Origin of the sequence: Gordonia sp. PvP123 (assembly GCF_040547295.1) — a bacterium.
GTDB lineage: Bacteria > Actinomycetota > Actinomycetes > Mycobacteriales > Mycobacteriaceae > Gordonia > Gordonia terrae.
Genome location: NZ_JBEPPN010000017.1, coordinates 40,413 through 62,011, shown reverse-complemented (window position 1 = coordinate 62,011; position 21,599 = coordinate 40,413). Strand labels below are relative to the sequence as shown.

Sequence of the window (21,599 nt, the reverse complement as noted above, 5' to 3'; positions counted from 1 at the left end):
CCGGGTGACGTCATTGCGGGTCCGGCTGATCCGACCGTCGGGTCCTGTCGCGTCGGACCGACGCCAGCCGGGATGCCGCCTGCGCATGCAGGGCGGTGATGTCCGCGGCCGGCGCGGGTGCGGTGGCGGCAGCCAGCGAGGCATCGGGAAGCTCTCTTCGCAGCTCGTCGATCAACGTCGCAGCCTGCCCGGGCGGGCCGTCGTCGTCGTGCACCACGCAGATCGCGAACTCGGAATCGCCCAGACGGGCCATCGCGGTCTCGGCGGGCAGCAGACCGACGCAGGTCCGGGCGTTCTGCACCAGCTGCCGGCCCGCCGCCTCACCATCGCCGATGCCGGCGGCCGGCGCAGGAGCATCGATGTCCAGTGAGATCACCGTGACCGCCGCGGCCGACCGCCGCCCGGCGAAGAGCCCGGCGGTGGCGAGTTCCCAACCCGCGCGGTTGAAGACGCCGGTCAGCGGGTCCGTGCAGACCGCGGTGAGCAGTGTCCGCGTCAGCAACCCGAACGACTCGGCCGCCGCGGGGATCGCCACCGCGACGACGATGTAGGTGCTGAGGTATTTGGGCGCGGGCGCCACCGCGAGCGCGACGACACACCCGACGGTCAGCAGACCGACGAGCACCCACGCCTGGCGACGCGGAAAGGTGGCGCGCAGGTACATCGCCAGGAACATCGCCGCGACCATGCAGAGGAACTCGGCAGCGATCAGCTCGTGGAACGCCATCACTGTCGGGGTGGCCGCACACGCCGCGATCACGGCCGGAAGCGGACGCTGGGGCCGCACCGACAGCCACCCCAGCGCCGCGATTCCCAGCGCGACGGCGATCAGTCCCCCGGTCGGGTCGGACAGTGTCGCCGAGTCGTCGACCGGGAACAGCGTGAGGGCCACGCCCATCGCGTACAACAGCGTCGTCGCGGCCAGGTAGGTCCGCAGCACGTGCAGCGGCGATCGCGGGAGCGGGCCGCCCAGCGCTCCCAGGTGTAGGTCCGGTCGATTCATCCCCCACTCCGATCCTCGATCTCGGTTCCCCGAGTCGAGGTTGCCAAATGACGCTGTCTCGCGCGACCGGCCGTGGTATCCGGAGTGGCGTCGGAGCGTTGTTCCGGCTCAGAACAGCCAGGGCACCTCGTCGTGACCGAAGTCGCGGAAGTCGCCGAACCGGCCGGAGTAGAACACCAGGCCGGTGCCGTCGCGCCACCGCAGCTCGGACACGTCGCCGTAGAAGACGCGGTGGTCGCCGATGTTGTGCGCGCTGTGCACCGTGCATTCCAGGTGCGCGAGTGCATCGGCGACCACCGGCAGTCCGCACGCGGTGCGGTCATACGGCAGTCCCTCGAAGCGGGCGCCGCCACGGGTCGCGAAGCGCCGGGCGACCGCCTCCTGCCGGGACGACAGGATCGACACTGCGAACCGCCTGCCGGCCTCCACCGCGTCCGTGGTCCGGGATCCGTGGGTCAGTGACACCAGGATGATCGCGGGGTCGAGACTGATCGACGTCAGCGAGCTGATGGTCATGCCGCACGGTTCGCCGTCGGAGTCCTCGGCGCTGACGACCGCGACACCGGTGGTGAACCTCCCCATGCTGCGTCGCATGTCGGAGGGAGTGGGACGAGAGAAGGCCGGCAGGGTCATGATCGTCTCCTATGCGCTGCGGTAGCGGACCTCGAAGGTGAGCACACCCTCGTCGGTACGCCACGGGCCGTGCGGCATTCCCGGTGGGCGGCAGGCGTACTCACCGGCCGAGAACGTCTGGTCCAGGGTCAGGTCGACGAACGAACCCTCGAGGATGTAGACCTCCTCCCAGAAGTCGTGCTTTTGCACGCCCATCGGGCTGGAGTCGGCGCCCGCCTCGTAGCGGAGGATGCGGGTGGCGACGTTGCCGTCCGGGTCGCGCGACAGGATGCGTTCGGTGATCTTGGGATCGCCGCCGGGACACACGGTGTATTCCACATCGGTGACCGGGAAGAACTCGTATTCGGGTTTGGCCATGATGGCTCCTCTCAGGCGTTTTCGAGCTTGTAGGACTGCAGGAAGCCTGCAACGTCCTCGAGCGCGTCGTCGTAGGCGTAGTTGCGGTAGGTGTAGGCACCTTTCACGACGAAAGGCGCTCCGGCGTAGAACATCTCGTACTGCTGGTGTCGGCCGGCGAACTCGGAACCGACGATGTCCCAGGCCAGCTTGAACAGCTTTATCCGCTCTTCGGACGGCACTCCCGGCGACTGCACATACTGCTGGATGTCTTTGGCGGTCAGCGAGCTCGTGAGGTCGTGCACGCTCGAGGGCAGCTGCAGCACCCCACCGCCGACCAGGTCGCGAAGGATGGCGAGCACGCGCGGATAGGTCTCCGACTGCAGACCCATCGACCCGTAGAGTGCCTGCCGACCCGGCAGCCACTGCCCGGAGGCGTCCGGTTCCGCCGTGTATTCCGCCGCCAGCACCGCGGATTCGACGCCGGACACGACGGCGGCGAGTTCGCCGAGCTTCTCCTGGACGCTGGGGATCTTGTCCACGCCGTTCACCTGGGTCACCCGGCGCGCCACGCCGGCGATGAACTTCAGCTTGGTGGCGAAGCGGATCTGCGCCTGCCAGTTGCCGAGAACGTGTGCTCCGGTCTCGAAGAACTGGCGGCGCACGCCGACGATGTCGCGGTCGACGAACACCCGATCCCAGGGCACCAGCACGTCGTCGAACACCACCAGGGCGTCGGGCTCGTCGTACCGTGAGGTCAGCGGGTAGTCGAAGCTGCTGGTCGCGGCGGGCGCATAGGGACGGCGGCAGTACAGCTTCAGTCCCTCGGTCGCCACCGGGACCACGAACGAGACGGCGAAGTCACTGTCGTCCGGGCCGAGCGGTTTGATGCACGAGACGAACACCTCGTCGGCGATCGCGGCGCCGGTGGCGAGCATCTGCGACCCGCGCACGATGATCCCATCGTCGGTCTCGCGCACGACACCGGCCTGGAGGAACTCGCCCTCCCAGCCCGACGCCGTGGTCGCCCGCGAGACCTGCGGCGGAATGATCGCATAGGAGACATACAGATTCTCCTCCAGCAACCGACGATGGAATGCCGTCACGTTCACCGCCAGGTCGCGGCCCTCGCCGGTGAACACCTCGGGATGGGCGGCGAAGGATGCGAGGAAGGTTCCGACGTGGTCGGGGCTACGTCCGACCCACCCATGGGTGTGCCGGGCCCACGTCTGGATGGCTTCGCGACGGAGTCTGAGTTCCTCACGACTGCGGGGGATCCCGAAGGTGCGGTTGGCAGGGGCACCGGTCTCCGGCGCGGTGTACTGCATCCCGCGCTCGGGGTCGGCGGCCAGATCGAACATCTCGGCGATGGTCGCCGCGACCGGCGCGAACGCCGGGTGGGTGGTGACGTCGTCGACCTTCTGCCCGTCGACGAGCACCACGCGTCCATCGTTCAGGGAGGCCAGGTAGTCGGTTCCGGTACGCATCATCATCGTCCTTCCGGATCTGAGGTGTAGGAGTGGGTGAGGACGGTCCCGTCCGGCAGGGTGAGTTCGAGATCCCAGCGGGTGCCGTAGACGAAGGTGCCGTCGAGGAGGGGCAGCGTGCCCGCGAAACAAAGCAGGTCGGCGCCGTCGTCGCCCTCGCGTTCGCCGAGGATGCCGAGCAGGTTCTGCGGCGTCCGCAGTCCCGCCAGCGAGCCGTCTTGATAGAGGTGACCGTCGACCCAGCTCCGGGCATGGCATGCGTCCCAGTCGAACTCGTCCCAGGACGTGATCTCGGCGATCTGCGAACCGATGGGCTTGGGGCAAGCGCGTTTCGAGTCACCGATGTCCACGGTCTCGAGTTTTCGGTCGGTGTGGTCGGAGCCGATCCCGAGGTACCAGCGCCCTTTCCGGCGCAGCAGCACCGGCTCCACCTCGCCCGAGGTCTCGCGACCGTAGACCTCCGTGACCTCGTCGGTGGTGACGCTGCCGGGCTCGACGGGATAGAACATGGGGACCTCGGGCGGCGGGGCCACCCCGATCGCCGCGAGCTCGTCGATGTGGTGTCGCACTGCGGCCTCGTCGCGCCCGGTGTACCCGGCGACGAGTGTGCGGAGGGTGTCGAACTCGACCTGCTCGGCGGTGCCGGCGATCGTGAAGCTGAGCACCCGGGTGTCGGTACCGGTCATGAGTGGACCTTTCTACGGGACAGGACGGAATAGTCGGGGAGGCGGTCGCCGAGTACCGGGAACTCGGACCGCACGGTGGAGACCAGGGTGGGGTCGATCTCGGCGAGGGTGACACCTTCGGCCGAACCGGCCTCGGCGACAATCGATCCCCACGGGTCGACGATGCGGCTGTGACCCGCCAGTTCGACCCCCGCGTGGGTACCGGCGGCGTTGCACGCGATGACGAACACCTGGTTGTCGACGGCGCGAGCGGAGGTCAGCAACCGCCAGTGCTCCCGACGCGGGATCGGCCAGGCTGCCGGTACGATCACCAATTGCGCTCCGGCGAGGCCGATCTCGGACCAGAGCCCGGGAAATCGGAGGTCGTAACAGGTGGTCGCGGCGACCGGGCCGAAGGCTGTGTCCACGGCGTGGACCTGCTCGCCCGGTTCCAGCAGCCGAGCCTCCTGCGACTGATATCCGAACACGTGCACCTTGCTGTAGTGGTGCACGACGGTACCGTCCGGCCCGAGCAGTACGGCGGTGTTGCGCAGGCGGTTCGAACCACGATCCTCGACGATGCTGCCCGCGTGGACGAGACAGCTCCGTCGACGCGCGATGGCAGCCATGGTCGACACCGTGGGCCCGTACAGGTCCTCGGCCGAGGCCGGATAGTCGTCGAAGTGGTTGTAACCGACCCGCCACAGCTCCGGCAGGACGATGAGGTCGATGTCGTCGGGCAGGCCGTCGACGAGCGTGCGCACGCGGTCGAGACGATGTGCGGCGGTCTCGTCGTCGGGACTGGCCACCTGGACCAGTGCGATCTTCATGAAGGTCTCCTCGGTACAGATCTAGAGATGGGAGTGGCGCAGGGAGTCGTGCGTGGTCCGAAGGTGCTCGCGCACACTGCGAACCGCCGCGTCGACGTCTCCTGCCCGGATTGCGTCCGCGATCGCCCGGTGCTCGACCAGCACCTGCTTCTTGCGGTGCTCGTCGTTCATGACGATGCGGACACCCATGCGCATCTGGCGATCGCGCAGTGAGTTGTAGAAGTCACCCATGAGGCTGTTGCCGGCCGCTCGGATGATCGTCGTGTGGAATTCGAGGTCGTGCGCGATGAAGTCGACGGGGTCCTGGTCGTCTTCCTGCTGTTGCAAGAGGAGCGCCAGTTTGTCCGGGACGAGTCCCGGCCGCGGTGCCACCTCGTGCACCGACCACTCCTCGACGACACGTCGCGCCTGCATGACCTCGTCGACATCGCGATCCGACAGCGCCGGGATGTAGGCCCCCTTGTGTGGAACGCGGCGGATGAAACCCTCCGCCTCGAGCCGCATCAGGGCCTCGCGGACCGGGGTGCGCGAGATTCCCGACGACGCCGCGACCTGAGCCTCGGACAGAAACATCTCCTCGTCGCGCGGGAGCGTGATGATGGTCTGCTTCAGCCATTCGTAGGCGAGTTCGGGCGCGGTTGTCGTGCCGGAGCGCGATGTCGACATGATGTGGTCTCCTCTCAGAGCGTCACCGAGCAACGGCGGTGGACGGCTGCTGCTTTGTGCCGGTCGTGGTCGTTTCGCCTGCGGCGGTGCGATCTTCGTCGGGTTCGTGATCGAGCCCCGCGTCGTCCCTCGTGGTGCCGACCGTCGCCAGGTCGACCGACTGCGTCTCGCGGGCGATGATGGCGGCGATCAGTGAGATGACGCCCATGACTGCGAGGTACGCGCCGATGGCGTAACCGGTGTCGAACCAGTTGTAGAGCGCGATCGCGATGATCGGGGCCAGCGAACCGGCGAGCACCGAGGCCAGGTTGTAGGCCAGGGAGACACCCGAATAGCGGACCTCGGTCGGGAACAGCTCGGAGAAGAACGCCCCGATCACCGCACTGTAGGCCGCGAAGATCAGCAGACCGACGGAGACGGCGACGATGATCGCCACGGTGTTCTTGGTGTCGAGCAGCCCGAAGAAGACGAAGGCCCACACAATCGTCGCCAGGGAGGCCGAGATGTAGATGGGGCGCCTGCCGATCCGGTCGGCCAGGATGGCGAACAACGGAATCGTCACCAGGGCCACCACCATTCCGATCATCACGGCGTTGAGCCCGGTCGATCGGTCGAGGTCGAGGATCTGGGTCAGATAGGTGATGACGAACAGCGAGAAGATGTAGAAGCCGGCGTTCTCACCGAAACGGGTGAACGCTGCCAGCAGGATCTGACGCCAGTACCCACGCACCGCGGCCCCCAGGGGCATCCGGCGGGTCTCCGACTTCGCCTTCTGCTGTGACTTCTCGAAGAGCGGGGTCTCGGCGACGTAGAGGCGCAGCACGAGCCCGACGATCACCATCACGGCCGAGAGCGCGAAGGCGATCCGCCAGCCCCAGGACAGGAACGCTTCCTCCGACATCACCCCGGACAGGATCGCGAGCGCACCGGCGGCCATGAGATTTCCCAGTGGCGGACCGAGATTGGGCCAGGACGACCAGAACGCCCGGCGTGTCGAGTCACCGTGCTCGCTGACCAGGAGCACTGCACCACCCCATTCTCCGCCGAGCGCGAACCCTTGGACCAGGCGCAGGAAGACCAGCAGCAGCGGCGCGCCGACACCGATGGCGGCGTAGGACGGCAGGAACGCGATCAGGAAGGTCGAGACACCCATGAGCATGAGGCTCGCGATGAGGGTGGCGCGCCGGCCTTTGACGTCGCCATAGTGGCCGAGCACCGCCGCGCCCAGCGGTCGGGCGATGAAGCCCACAGCGTAGGTGGCGAAGGCCAGCATGGTGCCGACGAGCGGGTCGTCGGCGGGGAAGAAGACCTCGTTGAACACCAGCGCGGCGGCGGTGCCGTAGAGGAAGAAGTCGTACCACTCCACGGCGGTTCCGGCGAGGCTGGAACCGGCGATCACCGGAAGGCTGGTGTGGGATCTACGACTGCTAGATTTCGTGGTGGCAGTTGCCATATGTCGACTCCTCAGTCGAATCGTCGTTGCGTGACGACTGCGCGACCGGCGCCTACCTGCCAGTAGGCGAACGTCCGGACGTGCAGGTGGAGCTGTCCGGCTCGGTGGTTGTTGCTGCAACCACCGAGCCACCCCGAGACCATTGATCACCGTGTGAAGCGGACCACATCAAGGCCGTACACCAGTTGTATACGACCCGTACACGATCGGGCAAGGGGCGTAAACGAATTGTCACGGAAGGCAACCTGGCGGTAACGCGGCCGCGGCGAATGTCCAGGCCGCGCGTCGTTTCGGGGGCGTATGCGGGCCGATACGGTCGGTTCGAGACGCACCGGGACATATCCTGATCCGATGAACAGCCTCGTCACCGTGGTCGTCGTCGACGACCACCCGTTCTTCCGCGACGGTGTGTCCCGGGGCCTGACGGCCAGTGGCCGGGTGCGGGTCGTCGGCGAGGCGGGCGATGGCGCCGCGGGTCTCGAGCTGATCCGACGCGAGAACCCCGATGTCGCGGTCGTCGACCATCAGATGCCGCTCATGACCGGCGTCGAGGTCGCGCATGCGGTGTCGCGGGACGGGCTGGCGACGAGGGTGTTGCTGCTGTCGGCGGTCACCGACGGCCCGATCGTCTTCCGGGCGCTGCAGGAGGGTGCGGCCGGTTATCTGTCCAAGGATGCCGATCGCGACGACATCGTCGGCGCGGTGACTCGGGTGGCACGAGGCGAGACCGTGGTGCCACCCGAGCTCGCGGCCGGACTGGCCGGCGAGATCCGGGCGCAGACCCAGCGTGATGCGCCGGCGCTGAGCGAGCGGGAACGACAGGTGCTCACGGGTTTCGCTCGTGGACAATCGATCCCGCAGGTAGCCGCCGAGCTCTACATCGGTGCGTCGACGGTCAAGACCCACACCCAGCGTCTGTACGAGAAGCTGGGCGTGTCCGACCGCGCGGCCGCGGTCGCCGAAGCGATGCGCCGTGGCCTCCTCGAGTAGCGCGGACCCCGCGAGTCGGGGGTCCGACGCGGGCGACAGCGACAGGATCGCCGGGGCCACACGCTATCTGGGTCTCGACGAATTCGCCGACGAGCCGCGGATCCACAACATCCTGATCGATCACGCGATCCGCGGGATCCGCATTCAGGTGGTCCTGCGGTTGTTCCTGTCGTTGTTCGTGTTGCTGACCGTCAGTCTCGATCCACCCGCGCACGCCGAGACCTTCAGCGTCGTGACCGCACTCCTGTACGCGGCCTGGTGCATCGGTGGGGCGATCGTCGTCGTCCGACACGAGTCGGCAATGATCCGCTACTCGTGGATCGCGTTGCCCATCGACCTCCTGCTGCTCACGGCGCTCGCCGTGGCGGCGAGCCGGTCCAACGAATTGAGTTGGACCACCGACGTTCTCCTCAGCGGTTTCGTCCTCGTGCCGATGATCGCGGCGATCGCACTGCAACCCAGGACATGCGCCGTGGTCGTGGTCGTCACGACCGCGGTGTACGCGGTCTCGTCCGCGTTGGCTCGCACCTCGAATGGCGAACCGTGGTCGGTGATCGTGCTGCGCGTCCTCGTCGTCGCGGCGCTGGCCGTGGGCGCGATCCTGCTGTCCCGGTTGCAGCGATCGCGGGTGACGACGATCGGGGCGCTCGCCGCCGAACGCGCCCGATTGCTCGATGCGACGATGGAGATCGAGGAGCGCGAACGGCGGGCCCTCGCCGACAACCTGCACGACGGGGCCCTGCAGTACGTGCTGGCCGCGCGTCAGGAACTCGCCACACTGCGCGATTCCGCCGACCCCGTGACCCTCGACCGCGTCGACGGTGCACTGCGCGACGCCGCCCAGCTCCTGCGTTCGACGCTGAGCGAGTTGCACCCGGCGGTACTCGAACAGGCCGGGCTGTCGATCGCCCTGACCGACCTCGCCTCGTCGTTCGGCAGCCGCGCCGGCGCACCCGCGGTCGCCGTCGACACCGCAGGCTGGCCGCCGGAACTGCGGACCTCTGCCGACTCGCTGCTGTTCGCCACCGCCCGCGAGTTGCTGACGAACGTGATCAAGCACGCGTCCGCGACGTCAGTCGATGTCACTGCCGAGTTCGACGATGGACGAGCGCGTCTCGTCGTCGTAGACGACGGCACCGGACTGCCGGCCGACATCGACGTCGACGAGCTGATGCGTCGGCGACAGGCCAACGGCCACATCGGACTTGCCTCACGACGCGTGCGTATCGAGGGCAGCGGCGGCACGTTGTCGCTGTCGAAGCATCCGGGCGGTGGAACCGTCGCGGTCGTCGAGGTACCGGCCCGCGGAGTGTGACGCGCGGAGCGCACATCCCGAATCGGTGTCCCCCGATCGGTGGATGCAGCGTTCACCCCCACCATCACCCGGTCAGCGGAAACCACCACACCCACATCCCGAGGAAAGTCACTGGTGTCACCACAACAACCCCCACACCACCGGGAGCACACCATGAAGACCACCACCCGCATCGCCACCGCCACCCTCGGACTCGCCGCCGCAACAGGCATCGCCCTCGGCGCCGCCGGAGCAGCCCACGCCGGCACCCTCCCCATCACCCGCCCCGGCGAACCCACCGTCGCCATGACCATCACCAACCACACCGACAAGCCCGAATACCTCCAAGGCGCCAACGCCGACGGCGGCCAATGGGTCAACGCACCCCAACACATCCTCTACCCCGGCGCCACCGAAACCATCACCGCCACCGCACCCTTCACCAACCACCTCGACGTCAACGCCATCTACCGCATCGGCGCCTTCGGCCCCACCGCCAACTACCAACTCACCAACCACCCCCACAACGTCAACACCGCCATGAGCACCATCTGGGGACCCCACGCCCAGAACTACTGGATGAACAACCACATCGACACCGGATACCCCCAGATCAACGTCGGCTTCGACCAGTGGTGAGAAATCCGAGAGGAGGATGAGGGGATCGGTTCGGGGGTGGTGCTCCCGCCCCCGAACCCCGCCCCTTTCACCATAAGTCAGGGACCGGGGCTTGCGGCAAGACCCCGGTGGCCGGGCACAATCGCTCGACGACCGACGACTGGGAGGGCAATCGATGCCAGACATGGCGGACACACCGGAACGTTTCCGGGTGCACGAGTCCGGGGACTATTTCCACGGCACCAAGGCAGATCTCCGCGTCGGCGACTTCCTGAGACCGGGTCACCGGTCGAACTACCGGCCCGAGCACATCTCGAACTTCGTCTACATGACCAAGGTGCTCGACGGCGCCGTGCTCGCGGCCGAGATGGCCGTGGGTGACGGTCCACCCCGGGTCTACGTCGTGGAACCGCAGGACGACGTGCACGACGACCCGAACGTCACCGACAAGAAGTTCCCCGGCAACCCGACCCACTCCTACCGGAGCGCCCGGCCGGTCCGGGTCGTCGGCGAGATGACCGATTGGGAGGGTCATTCACCGGAGTACCTCGAGCGGTTCCGCGCGGGGCTCGAGGAACTCAAGAAGCGTGGCGACGCGGTGCTCTACGACTGAAGCGCCTCACCCGATCCACCGATCCCGTCCGCAGGACGCGAGAGTGTCGCCAGTCGACGTCGGCTCCGACCAGTGGTGAGGTCGGAGTCCCTCGGGTGAGCGGATGACACCCGCTCACCTCCGGTGGGAGGAAACGGGCCCGCGACCGATCGCCGGTCGCGGGCCCGCCTGCTGCAGTGTCGAACTCACGGATCAGGGAAAGATGTTCTCCAGCGATCCGAATGCTCCGCCGGCACCTGATGCGGCGAAGTTGGTGGTGCAGCCGTTGAACGAGACGTTGTCGACGTTGACCTTGCCGGTCTTCTCGTTGGGCTGGCTCGAGATCCCGTAGTGGTCCACCACCGTGGTGTGACCCTCGGTGTTGGCCGCCTTCACCAGATCGTCCAACGTGGCGTTGGTGCCCTTCTCGATGTCACCGAGGTCGCGCGTGGCCCACCACTGATCGGAGCCGGCGGCGTCCTGCTTCCCCGCGCCCGCCGGAGCGGTCCAGACGAGCGTGGCAAATCCGTTGCCCTGTCCGGTGTTCGCCCCGGTCACGCGGATCTGCCAGTTCGCCTGACCGTCGGACTTCTCGAAACTGAGCGGTTTGGTCGCGGCGTCGGCCAACTCGAGCTGTCCGGCACGGTGGTACGAGGCCTGGCGCGGTGTCTGCTCGGAGGTCACGAACTCGAGCGACCCGTCCTGGTCGACGACGGTGGTGGCGGTCACCTTGCCCGCCTGGCCCTGCTCGTCGCCGAAGGTGTTGCCCCACCCCGCGGGGTTCGCGGGTGTCGAGGTCCTGGCGCAGTTCGCCTCGGATACCGGGGCTGCGGTGGCCACCGCGGGAGCGATCAGAGCCGCGACCCCGAGGGCCGCGCCAGCTGTGGTCACACGGATGAGATTATTTCGCACTGGTTCTTTCCTCCTTTGTCATTCGGTCCATCGATCTCCCGCAAGCTAACAAAGAGATTTATCGGATACCAGCGCGATTGACGGGAATTGAATGAGGAACACCTTTACACAGCGAACCTGACCAGCACGCACATCGCACAGTGGACTATGCCGTATGTGCTTTTCTTGATCCGGAACTCCCGACCATCTGCCTATTCCGCACTGCCCTCTGACCGTGCGTCGGATCCCGTTGACCGTGCACCCAATCCCGTTGACCGTGCGCCGGATTTCGTTGACTGTGCGCCGTATTTCGTTGACCGTGCGTCGGATCCCGTCGACTGGACTCAGGGGTCAGAGCGTTGTCGCGATCCCGCCGTCGACCGGGATCACGGTGCCGGTGAGATAACAACCGGCACGGCTGGCGAGGAACACCACCGTCCCGATCATGTCGTCGGCTCGACCGATACGCCCCAGCGGCGAAGCCGCGGCGACCTCGTCCCCCAGCTCGGCCAGGATCGGCGCCATCATCTTGGACTCGAACGGCCCTGGCGCAATGGCATTCACGGTGACGTGGCGCGGGCCGAGGTCCCGTGCGAGATGCCGCGTCAGCTGGTGGACGGCCGCCTTGCTCGACGAGTAGGAGTACGACGCGGTGCGCGGCACCCGGATCCCGTCGACGCTCCCGATCATGATGACCCGCGACGGGTTGTCAGCCGTTGCGGTACCGGTCAGCAACGGCAGCAGCGTCTGCGTGAGCACGAACGGCGTCTGCACGTTGAGCTTCAGCACCCGGTCCCAGGCCGAGTCCGGAAACTCCTCGAGCGGCGCGCCCCAGGTCGCACCGGCGTTGTTCACCAGGACGTCGAGGGTGTCGGTCTCCGACGCCACCTGCTCCGCGAGCGCGCGCGCACCCTCGGCGGTCGACAGATTCGCTTGCAGCGCAGTGAGTCCCGCAGCGCGCGCGTCGGCGAGCGCGTCATCGTTGCGGCCCGTGATCAGCACCCGGGCCCCACGGTCGTGCAGGCCGTGAGCGATCATCGCCCCGATACCCGACGTGCCACCGGTGACCAGCACCGTCTTGCCACTCACATCGAACAGGTCAGAAGTCATCGTCGTCGGTACCTCGGTGCTCGTTTCTCCAGGAAGGCGGCGGTCGCCTCGCCCCGATCTTCGGTCATCGCCGTGATCATCTGCTGCCGGTTCTCGAATTCCACGGTAGCACTGAAGGAATCGGACTCCACCGCGGCCCACATCCCGACCTTGGTGAGCTCCACCGACAGCGGCGGATTGGCCAGGATCGCTTGGGCCGTCGAGTGTGCCCGATCAAGCAATTCCCCGGGCTCGGCCAGATCGACCAGCAATCCGTACCGCTCCGCCTCGACGGCCGTGAACTTGCGTCCCGTCAGCATCAGTTCGTGCGCCCGGCCCGTCCCCACGAGGCGCGGGAGCAACCAGGACACGCCGATGTCGCAGGCGGAGAACCCGGCCCGGATGAACCCGACCGCGTACACGCTCGTCGTGGACCCGATGCGGATGTCGCTCGCGCACACCAGGGCCAGACCACCGCCGGCGGCGGGCCCGTTGACCGCGGCGATCACCGGCTGGCGCAGCCCGTGCAACCGGCGTGCGAGACCGGCGATGTCCTGCTGGCGCTCGAACATCGGGATCACCCCACCGCGGTCGGTGACGGAATCGTCGTCGCCGTAGCCGTTCAGGTCGAGGCCGGCGCAGAACGCGCGGCCCGCCCCGGTCAGGATCACGACCCGGCACCCGGGATCCTCGTCGACGGCATCGAGGGCACCGGTCAGTTCCCGAACCAGGTCGACGTTCAAGGTGTTCAGCGCGTCCGGGCGGTTGAGGGTGAGCGTCGTGATCTCACCGTCGCGCTCGATGAGGACCGCCGGCATCAGAGCGGCTCTCGATCACCGGGGCACAGCATGTGTTCCATGACCTGTTGGTACCACCGCCGGGTTCCGATCCGTGGCATCTCCGCGCGGGCCGTCGTCGAAACGACCCGGAAGCCACCCCAGGGAAGTCGACCGACGACCTATCGTCCCCGGCGGCCTCTCCTGGGGCGGTTCTCAGCGCGAGGGCAGAGTCGTCACCGATACCCGGCCGCGCGCAGGGCAGCCATCAGGTCCGAGCGGGATCCGGCGTCGAGCCTGCGTCGGATCCGGGCGACGTGGTGTTCGACGGTCTTCGCCGAGATGTACAGTCGCTCACCGATCTCCCGGTAGGTGAAGCCCTGGAGTAGTTCGTGGGCGACCTCTGCCTCGCGTTCGGTGAGCGGTCCACCGATCGGCGGGGTGCGACGCCGTTCCTCATCGGCCGAGCGGGCGGTGTCGAGGAGCCCGGCCGCGGTCGACGGGTCGTCGGTTCGCTGCGCGGCCATACCTGCGAGCCGGGCTGCCTCCCAGTGCAATCCGACACTCCGCAACGCGTCGACCGCCGCCGTGACCTCAACCGCGGTGGCGGCGACAGCCTCGGAGTCATCGGGTGTCAGCGACACCCAGACGCGGGCGGCGACGGCGAGCGAGCGGGCCGTCCGGTTCTCCGCCGCTGCGAGGTCGAGACGAGCCAACCGGTGCGCCATGGCGGTGTCGTCATGCGCGGTGGCCGCTGCCTGCACGCCGGCGAAGTCCCAGAACTGTGTCCATGCCGGGGGATCCTCCAGACGGGCGAGCAACCGGTCGGCGGTGTCCACGTGTCGATCGACCGCCGACAACCGGCCCACACTCGCTGCGGCGATCCAGAACTCGCCGAACGCCCGCAGCAGAAAGAGGTCCACCTCGGTGCCGGCGAGCAGCGACAACCCGTGCTGCCACGCCGCGGCCAGTGCAGCAGCGTCGCCTCGGCGTCGTGCGAGTCCGAGTCGAATCGCCTGCCATCGAAGACGTTCGGGCACAGGAACCGGATCATCCGACGGGATCAGGCGCGCCGTCATCTCGAGATCGCCGACGGCCAAGGCGATCTCGGCGTCGATCAGGGCGCGCCCGGACTCGGGGGCCACCGACCTGATCGTCTGTGCCCCGACGATGTCACCGTGATTCAGCGCCACCGCGGTGGCCGCCTGCAGAATCCGGCCCGCATACGGACCCCGGAACCCCGCACCCCCGGCCGAGAGCCCCCGGATCACGGCGTCGACCGCGTCGTCGCCGGTGGGCGCGTCGTCCGCATCGCCGAGGGTGGCCAGCAGCCCACGGGTCACCAGCGACCGTGCGGCCCTGCTTGCGACCGGCGCGCGGCCTCGATCCGCCGCGGCGATGGCGGTGACCGCCGCGCGATCACCGACGGCGAGCAGGGCCACCGCGGCCGGGAGCGATTGCACCCCGGACGAACTCGAGCCGACCCACCGGTGGAGGTCGGCGGCATGCGACGCCAGTCCGCGATGCGCGGCGACGGTGGCGGCGAGCTCCACCCACTCCGCGACCCCGGGGTCGGCCGGACCGGCCGTCTCCAACCGCTGATCGGCCGCGTCGCCCGCGCCATCGAGGTCACCGGACGCCAGTGCTCGTTGCGCCATCAGCAACCGGACGTCATCGCGTCCCGGCGCCACCCGGTCGGCGGCCCGGAGGAGGACCGCCGCCCGCGCCCCGGTGGCGTCGGTGGCGCCGGCCAGCAACGCGTCGACGATGCGTGGGTCGTCGACACCGGCCTCGGCGGCCAGCAGCGCGGTGTCCGGGGTGAGTTCGGCCGCGCGCAGTGCGGCGACGACGGATCTGTGGCGGAGCTCGCCGATCCGTCGGTCCCCCAGCACATCTCGCAACGGTCCGGCGGCGGCCGACACGAAGACGTCCGAGCCGCGCAACAGGCCGCAGCCCCGTGCCCGGTCGAGAGCCCCGGCCGCGGCAGCCCGGTCGACTCCGGCCGCGTCGGCCAGGCTGTCGGGGTCGAGGGGCGCCCGGACCGAGGCGAGGGCGAGCACGGCGAGCGTCAGCGGATCGAGCCCGCGCAACAATCGGTGATGCCAGTCGCGGGCCACCCGTTCGACGATCGCGATCACGTCGGCGGACGGTTCGTCGGCGGTGTTCCCGACGCCGAGTCCGGCATTCCGGATCGCCTCGAGTGCGCTGTCGACGAGTACTGGGGCACCACCACAGCGTCGGCGGATCTGCGATGCCGTGGTCGGGTCGAGCGTCAGACCCGTGCGCGTCGCGCGGGTCAGGACGTCGGCGGTGCCCAGAGCCTCGAGTTCGAGGACGGCACCGTATGGCCGGGAGCGGTCCCGGAGCAGGCGGACGCTCGGGTCCAGTTCCCTCGGTTCGGTGGTGGCGATCAACCCGATCGTCCCGGCGTCGAGCATCCCCAGGGCGGTCTCGATCACGGGCCCGGGCCACAAGTGCATGTCGTCGGCGAGGACGAACACCGGGCCGGTCTCGCTGCCCGTGGGCAGCCCGACACTCACCGGGAGACCCCGCTGTCGCAGTTGTTCCCGGACGCCGCCCAGCAGCGTCGACCGTCCGCTTCCCGGGGTTCCGACGACCACGGCGCACAGCGGATGGCCGCCCTGCGCGCGGTCGACGACGCCCGAGATCCACGACGAGATACGCGACGCAGCGGGTGACAGGTCGCCGATCATCGAGACCGGTGTCGTCGGCGTCATCGCACAGACCAGGGGTGGCCGGGAGTCACCGGGCTCAGCAGTCGACGCCGATGACGCCGGTGACGCCGCAGACGATCTGGCCGGTGCCGTCGAGGACCCGACCGGGAGCTTCCAGGACCCCGCCCGGGGTGACTCCGCCACCCCCGGAGCCGCCACCGGTGCCCGGATCGGGGACTTCCGGTTCTGGCTGGCTGGGCACCGACGGGGTGCCGGGTGCCGACGGGACCGACGGCGCCGCCGGAGCCGGTCCCGGCGCGGGTGCGGGTGCCGTCCGGCCAGGGGTGGTTCCGGGGGCGGGCGCTCCACCCGTCGGCGTGTTGGTCGCGGCGCGTCCGGGTGTGCCGGTTCCGGCGCCGGGAGCCCGGGTGCCCGCACCGGTCACCGGCGCGGCCGAGGTTCCCGGACGCGCACCCGCCACCGTGGTACCCGGACCGCCCCCGGGATTCGGGGACGAGGTCGCCGTCGTCGTCGCTGCTCCCGCGGGTGGGGGCGTGGACTCCCCGACCGAGCCGACGAGTCCGGTGCCGACGGAGAGTCCGGTTGCCGTCACGAGCGCCAGGGCGGCGGCGCCGAGCGTGATCAGCGTGCCGCGCTTGCGTCGCGACAACCGCGGGGCGGGTTCGGTCACCGGAGTGCTCGGCGCCGGGGCGATCTCGCGGAGCGGGCGCTCGTCGGGCGAGGCCGAGACGACGGCAGTGGTGGAGGCGGCGGGCGCGATCGCCGACCGGTGGGCGGCGAGTGCGGCGCCGGCCATCAGTGCGCCACCGGCCGCCGAGGCGGACGCCGGGTCCGGGTCGCCGACGACCGGCAGGCGCAGGGTCGAGGACAGCATCTCGGTGACGAGCGGGATCGCGGCACCGCCACCACCGAGGAGCACCGCGGTCGCACCGGCCGGATTCAACCCTGTCGCGGCCGCCCCGGAGGAGTCGAGGCCGACCGCCGAGGCCGTGAGCGCTTCACGAACCAGCGCAACCGATTCCAGAACCGGGGCGCGGAGCAGATCCTCGATGTCGTCCCGGACCAGCCGCGCCTCGGTGCGGACGTCTCCGACCCGCACGTCGACGACGGTGTCGGTGTCGACCGACAGACACTCCTTGGCCCGTCGACAGTCGCCACGCAGCCGGTTCACGTCGTCGAGGATCGCGCCGCTGCGCTGCGGGTCGGCAAGGCCCGAGTCGACCTCGGCGTCGGCACCGGTGACCCGGAGCGTGTGCGCCAGCACCAGGCGGTCGAACTCGTTGCCGCTCACCGTCTCCAGCCGCACCGGGCGGCCCACCGGAGCCGCGTCGGAGCCGGTGGTCAGGACGGAGACGGTGACGCCGGTCGCGCCGAGATCACAGACGACGACGGTGCCGTCGCCGAAGGCGCCCTCGGCATGCTCGGCCGCGGCCAGGGTGGCGCGCGATTCGGGAACCCAGGTCGTCGACTCCGCCGGCACCGCGTCGGGGTGGGCCGCGAGCGCTGTCCTGGCCTCGTCGACGGCCTGATCGGTCCAGTTGTCGGGAAACACGACACTCAGGTGCGCGTCGTCGAACCGTGACGAGTCCGTCCCGAGGTCGAGCCGGGCGAGCAGCGCTGTGACCGCGTCCGCGTAGATCTCGGCGGCCGCGATCGTGTGCCCGTGGTCGTCGAGCATCGGTACCGGGTCGCCGACCCGGGCGACGAAGTCGTCGGCATCCACCAGAGCGGAGGTCTCGACCGAGACCGCACCCTCCCAGGAATGTTCCGAGGCAGCTACCGCGACGCTGTTCGCGGTCCCGATCTTCACACCGATCCCGATGGCCATGACGGTCACTCCTGTTCGCACCTGCAGACGGTGGTCGGTGACGGTCCCTCATCTCGAGCACACCGTCGATGTCACGTGCCCCGGCCCCGGCGGTGCACGTCACCCAGTGTGTCGCGCACTGATGCCCAGGTGTTAGCCCTTCGGCGGAGATTAGGGGGAAAGTCCCGACACCCCTATACGTGGGATGCGACGAGCCCGGCCCCAGCCGAATCCCCGGGGGCGCCGGCCCACCCCCCTCCTCGACAGGACTGGGGATTTACCCCGATGTCGTCCGGCGCCGGAGTCCATACGGTCGAACTCGACACGGGATCGAACTCCGATCTCCCCGACGCAAGGAACGACGCCATGCCGAGCAACGCGGTACTCGACTTCATCCTCGGTCTGCTTCGCGACGAGGAATCCTTCAACGCCTACTGCGGCAACCCCCAGGCCGCGATCGATCGCGCCGGTCTCACCGGCGTCACCCCGGCCGATGTCTCCGCGGCAGCACCGCTGGTGGCGGATGCCGGCCTGGCCGCCGGGGCCGGCGGCGGACTCGGCGCGATCATCGGTGCCGGCGGCGGCGCCGTCGGTGGGGCCGTGGGCGGCGCAGTCGGCGGGGGTGTGATCGGCGGCGGTGGCGTCGGCCTGGGCGGTCTGAACCTCGGCGACATCAATCTCGGCGGCGGGAACGTCGCCCTGGGCGACGTGAACTTCGGCGGAATCGGTGGACTCGATCTGGGCGGCTTCGGCGTGGGCGGACTCGACCTCGGTGGAATCGATCTGGGTGGAATCGATTTGGGCGACATCGACTTCGGTGGTCTCCTCGGCGGCATCGGGCTGGGTGACATCGACCTCTCCGGTCTGTCGCTGGCCGATCTCGATCTCGGCGGCGTCGCCTTCGGTGACCTCGACCTGGCCGGACAGCTGGCCGTTGCACTCGGCGCGGCGCTGTCCGCCGGTGTGGGTGCCGGCGGCGCGGTCGCAGCGCAGTTCGGTGCGGCACTGGGTGCAGCGCTCGACACCGTCGTCGACCGTGGGATCGAGATCGCCGCAGGCATCGGGCCGGTCATCGCCGGGTCGCTGGCCGGCGCGATCGGTGCCGAAGGCGCGCTGGTCGCTCAACTCGGGGCTTCGCTCGATGCACTCCTCGCCGCCGGCGCCGACCTCGGACTCGGCCTCGGGGGCGGTCTCGCCGCGCAGCTGTCGGCCGCACTCGGTGCGGGCGGCGCGCTCGCCGGTTCCTTCGGTGCGACCCTGGGCGGTCTGCTCGGTGCGACGATCGGTGCGGGCGGCGCGCTCGGCGCCGACCTCGCGGCCGCACTCGGCGCCGGTCTCGGTGCGGGCGGTGCCATCTCGGCGGTCCTCACCGGTGCCCTCGGCCTGGGCGCCGAACTGTCCGGCGATCTGACCGCCGCACTCACCTCCACTCTCGACGTCGCCGGCGACCTCTCCGCGACGCTGTCGGGTCTGCTCGACGCGCAGGCCATCGCCGATCTGTCCGGCGAACTGGGCGCCACCCTCAGCGGCGCCCTCAGCTCCACCCTGGCCGCGGGCGGTACGGCCGCCGCGTCGCTCGGCACCGCACTGGGCGTGGCCCTGACCTCGACGGCAGCCGCGACCGGTGGCCTGGTCCTGACCGGCGCAGCCGGTGCGAACGCCGTCCTCGGCGGCGCCCTGACCGCCGCACTCGGTGTCGGCGGCGGCGCTCAGGCCGGACTCGCCGCGGCACTCGAATCCGTCCTCGAAGCCGGCGGGATCGTCGACGTCGAGGCACTGCTCGAGGCAGGTGGCGATCTCGGTACCACTCTGGCCGGAGCCCTGTCCGCCGGCCTCGAGGTCGGCGGTGAGGCCGCAGCCGGTCTCGGCGCGGCCCTGGGCGGCACGCTCGCCGCGGCACTCGAAGGTGGTCTCGCAGCCGACCTCACCGCCGGACTCGGTGGCGCACTCGACGCCGGACTCGGTCTCGGTGGCGCACTCGAAGCCGGGGTCGGCGGGGCACTCGACGCGGGTCTGGGCCTCGGTGCCGGACTTGGCGCCGGTCTCGGTGGCGCCGTCGAAGGCGCCCTCGGCGGCGGGCTCGGGGTCGTGGGCGGGCTCGGCACCGAACTCGGCGCCGCGCTCAACGGACTGCTGTCGGCCGGCGCCGGCCTCGACACCGCGCTGAGCACCGTGCTCACCGGCGTCCTGGGTGCCGCCGCGGGCGCCGATCTGGGAGCCGCGCTGGGTGGCGCACTCGAACTGGGCGGCGTCCTCGGTGCCGACCTCACGGGTCTGCTCGAGGGCGGCCTGGCCACCGATCTCGCCGCGCAACTGGGTGCGATCGTCGGCGGAGGCGGTGACCTCGCAGCCGGACTCGGCGCCACCCTGGGCGGCGTGCTGGGCGCGACCACCGGCATCGAGGGCATCCTCGACGCCGCGGCCGGTGCCGGACTGAACCTCGGCGAACTGCTCGCTGCGGACCTCGGCGGCGCACTCGGCGTCGACGGCGCACTGATCGCCCAGCTCGGCGGCGCGCTGGACGCCGCACTCGACGCCGGCGCAGGACTCGGCCTGGTGACCGAGACCGCGGCCGACCTCGGCGGAACCCTCGAGACCGTGCTGGCTGCCGGCGGCGATGTCGGCGCCGACCTGGGCGCATCCCTCGGCGCCGTCCTCGGGACCGCGCTGAGTGGAGAGCTCGGCGGTTCGCTGGCCGGCCAGCTGGCAGGCGGAGCCGAACTCCCCGCGGCCCTCAGCACCGTACTCAGCACCGCGCTCGACGTGGACCTGTCGGCCACCGACGGCCTCGTTGCCACCCTGGACTCCACCCTGGAGGCGACAGGTGGTCTCGGCGGGGCGCTGACCGGCGAACTCGAGGCGATCATCAACCCGAGCCTCATCCTCTCCCCCGAGGGCACCATCACCGTCGGCGGACCGATCCTGGTCACCGAGGGGCTCGGCGGCACGGTCGTCGACGGCCTCACCGGCAACCTGGGCGCCGGCACACTGGCCGGCCTGGGCACCGTGGCCGAGACCGGCACGGACCTGGTGGCCGGAGTGGACAGCACCCTGCAGGGCGGCCTCGGCGGCACCCTGGAGACCGGACTCGCCGGGCTGGGCGCCGGGAGCGGAGCGAGCGGGCTCGATTCAATCGGCGACGCCGCACTGGGGGCCACCGCCGGTCCGGTGCTCGACGGCGCGCTGGGTCTCGACTCCGGCACCGGCCTCGGCGGCGGCCTGGGCGGGGACCTGGGTCTGGGCGGGGACCTGGGCCTGGGTGGCGCACTCGACACCGAGCTGCCCGCGGATGTCACTGCCGACCTGACCACCGCGATCTCCGGCGCCGCCGGCGGTGCGGCAGACGTGGCCGGCGCGACCGCGGGCTCGCTCGAAACCGGGATCGGCGGCACCCTCGACACGACTGTCGGCGGAACCCTCGACACGACGACGGACGTCGTCGGTGGCGTGACCGGCGGACTGACCGGTGGCACGGTCGCCGGTGGCGGCGTCGGAGCAGGGGGCGAGGCCGACAGCGGTCTGGACCTGGGTGGCGCGGCCGACACCGGAGCCGGACTCGGCGGCGCACTCGACACGACCGTCGGCGGCGTGGCCGACACGACCGCCGGCCTCACCGGCGGATTGACCGGGGGCCTCACCGGCGGCCTGACCGGTGGCCTCGGTGGCGACACAGACACCGGGATCGGCGTCGACACCCCGGACGCCGGACCCGAGGCCGACTGACCCATCCAGGTCGGCAACCCGCCCCGGGACCGCTCACCGATCCAGCAACC

At 69.8% G+C, this 21,599-nt stretch carries 18 protein-coding genes; 5 read left to right on the top strand and 13 right to left on the bottom strand.

Annotated elements, in window-relative coordinates; genetic code table 11:
• Window positions 1-10 precede the first annotated feature (10 nt).
• The 8 genes from ABIC25_RS23975 to ABIC25_RS23940 form a co-directional block, all read right to left on the bottom strand.
• Window positions 11-1,003 (bottom strand): nucleotidyl cyclase domain-containing protein, encoded by a 993-nt coding sequence (locus ABIC25_RS23975; RefSeq protein ID WP_354563472.1) that lies wholly within the window; start codon window positions 1,001-1,003, stop codon window positions 11-13.
• 108 nt (window positions 1,004-1,111) lie between these two features.
• Window positions 1,112-1,636 (bottom strand): flavin reductase family protein, encoded by a 525-nt coding sequence (locus ABIC25_RS23970; protein WP_354563471.1) that lies wholly within the window; start codon window positions 1,634-1,636, stop codon window positions 1,112-1,114.
• A gap of 9 nt (window positions 1,637-1,645) precedes the next feature.
• Window positions 1,646-1,993, bottom strand: coding sequence for a cupin domain-containing protein (locus tag ABIC25_RS23965; protein ID WP_064569928.1), 348 nt, complete (start codon window positions 1,991-1,993; stop codon window positions 1,646-1,648).
• 11 nt (window positions 1,994-2,004) lie between these two features.
• Window positions 2,005-3,459 (bottom strand): 4-hydroxyphenylacetate 3-hydroxylase family protein, encoded by a 1,455-nt coding sequence (locus ABIC25_RS23960; protein WP_354563469.1) that lies wholly within the window; start codon window positions 3,457-3,459, stop codon window positions 2,005-2,007.
• A 2-nt stretch (window positions 3,460-3,461) separates the two neighbouring features.
• Window positions 3,462-4,145 (bottom strand): DUF2848 family protein, encoded by a 684-nt coding sequence (locus tag ABIC25_RS23955; protein WP_354563467.1) that lies wholly within the window; start codon window positions 4,143-4,145, stop codon window positions 3,462-3,464.
• On the bottom strand, window positions 4,142-4,954 hold the full coding sequence (locus tag ABIC25_RS23950; RefSeq protein WP_354563465.1) for a carbon-nitrogen family hydrolase: 813 nt from the start codon (window positions 4,952-4,954) through the stop codon (window positions 4,142-4,144). Before ABIC25_RS23950 ends, ABIC25_RS23955 begins: the two co-directional genes overlap by 4 nt.
• Window positions 4,955-4,975: 21 nt before the next feature.
• Window positions 4,976-5,620 carry a GntR family transcriptional regulator gene (locus ABIC25_RS23945; protein ID WP_101821854.1) on the bottom strand — a complete coding sequence of 215 codons (645 nt, stop codon included), beginning with the start codon at window positions 5,618-5,620 and terminating at the stop codon, window positions 4,976-4,978.
• Between the two features lie 22 nt (window positions 5,621-5,642).
• Entirely contained in the window at window positions 5,643-7,073 is a 1,431-nt protein-coding gene (locus ABIC25_RS23940; RefSeq protein WP_354563464.1) for an MFS transporter, read from the bottom strand.
• A gap of 351 nt (window positions 7,074-7,424) precedes the next feature.
• Between ABIC25_RS23940 and ABIC25_RS23935 the strand changes: the two genes are divergently transcribed.
• The 4 genes from ABIC25_RS23935 to arr all read left to right on the top strand — a co-directional run bounded on the left by ABIC25_RS23935 (window position 7,425) and on the right by arr (window position 10,588).
• Window positions 7,425-8,063 carry a response regulator gene (locus ABIC25_RS23935; RefSeq protein WP_101821782.1) on the top strand — a complete coding sequence of 213 codons (639 nt, stop codon included), beginning with the start codon at window positions 7,425-7,427 and terminating at the stop codon, window positions 8,061-8,063.
• On the top strand, window positions 8,047-9,378 hold the full coding sequence (locus ABIC25_RS23930) for a sensor histidine kinase (RefSeq protein ID WP_354563463.1): 1,332 nt from the start codon (window positions 8,047-8,049) through the stop codon (window positions 9,376-9,378). The genes ABIC25_RS23935 and ABIC25_RS23930 overlap by 17 nt, the downstream gene beginning before the upstream one ends.
• Before the next feature lie 153 nt (window positions 9,379-9,531).
• Window positions 9,532-9,996 (top strand): hypothetical protein, encoded by a 465-nt coding sequence (locus ABIC25_RS23925; protein ID WP_239403079.1) that lies wholly within the window; start codon window positions 9,532-9,534, stop codon window positions 9,994-9,996.
• A 163-nt stretch (window positions 9,997-10,159) separates the two neighbouring features.
• Entirely contained in the window at window positions 10,160-10,588 is a 429-nt protein-coding gene (arr, locus tag ABIC25_RS23920; protein WP_239403212.1) for an NAD(+)--rifampin ADP-ribosyltransferase, read from the top strand.
• Window positions 10,589-10,780: 192 nt separating this feature from the next.
• Here the strand turns inward: arr and ABIC25_RS23915 are convergent, their stop codons facing one another.
• The 5 genes from ABIC25_RS23915 to ABIC25_RS23895 all read right to left on the bottom strand — a co-directional run bounded on the left by ABIC25_RS23915 (window position 10,781) and on the right by ABIC25_RS23895 (window position 17,847).
• Window positions 10,781-11,458 carry a hypothetical protein gene (locus ABIC25_RS23915; RefSeq protein WP_354563461.1) on the bottom strand — a complete coding sequence of 226 codons (678 nt, stop codon included), beginning with the start codon at window positions 11,456-11,458 and terminating at the stop codon, window positions 10,781-10,783.
• Window positions 11,459-11,809: 351 nt separating this feature from the next.
• Complete coding sequence (locus tag ABIC25_RS23910) at window positions 11,810-12,568, bottom strand: SDR family oxidoreductase (protein ID WP_064572087.1); 759 nt, start codon at window positions 12,566-12,568, stop codon at window positions 11,810-11,812.
• Window positions 12,565-13,365, bottom strand: coding sequence for an enoyl-CoA hydratase/isomerase family protein (locus ABIC25_RS23905; RefSeq protein WP_239403081.1), 801 nt, complete (start codon window positions 13,363-13,365; stop codon window positions 12,565-12,567). The genes ABIC25_RS23910 and ABIC25_RS23905 overlap by 4 nt, the downstream gene beginning before the upstream one ends.
• 194 nt (window positions 13,366-13,559) lie before the next feature.
• Complete coding sequence (locus ABIC25_RS23900; protein WP_354563460.1) at window positions 13,560-16,061, bottom strand: helix-turn-helix transcriptional regulator; 2,502 nt, start codon at window positions 16,059-16,061, stop codon at window positions 13,560-13,562.
• Between the two features lie 34 nt (window positions 16,062-16,095).
• The gene (locus tag ABIC25_RS23895; protein WP_354563458.1) at window positions 16,096-17,847 is read right to left on the bottom strand and encodes an Hsp70 family protein; all 1,752 of its coding nucleotides are present in this window, start codon (window positions 17,845-17,847) and stop codon (window positions 16,096-16,098) included.
• 345 nt (window positions 17,848-18,192) lie between these two features.
• Here ABIC25_RS23895 and ABIC25_RS23890 point away from each other — a divergent pair, with 345 nt between their 5' ends.
• The gene (locus ABIC25_RS23890) at window positions 18,193-21,549 is read left to right on the top strand and encodes an IniB N-terminal domain-containing protein (protein WP_354563456.1); all 3,357 of its coding nucleotides are present in this window, start codon (window positions 18,193-18,195) and stop codon (window positions 21,547-21,549) included.
• Window positions 21,550-21,599: the final 50 nt, after the last annotated feature.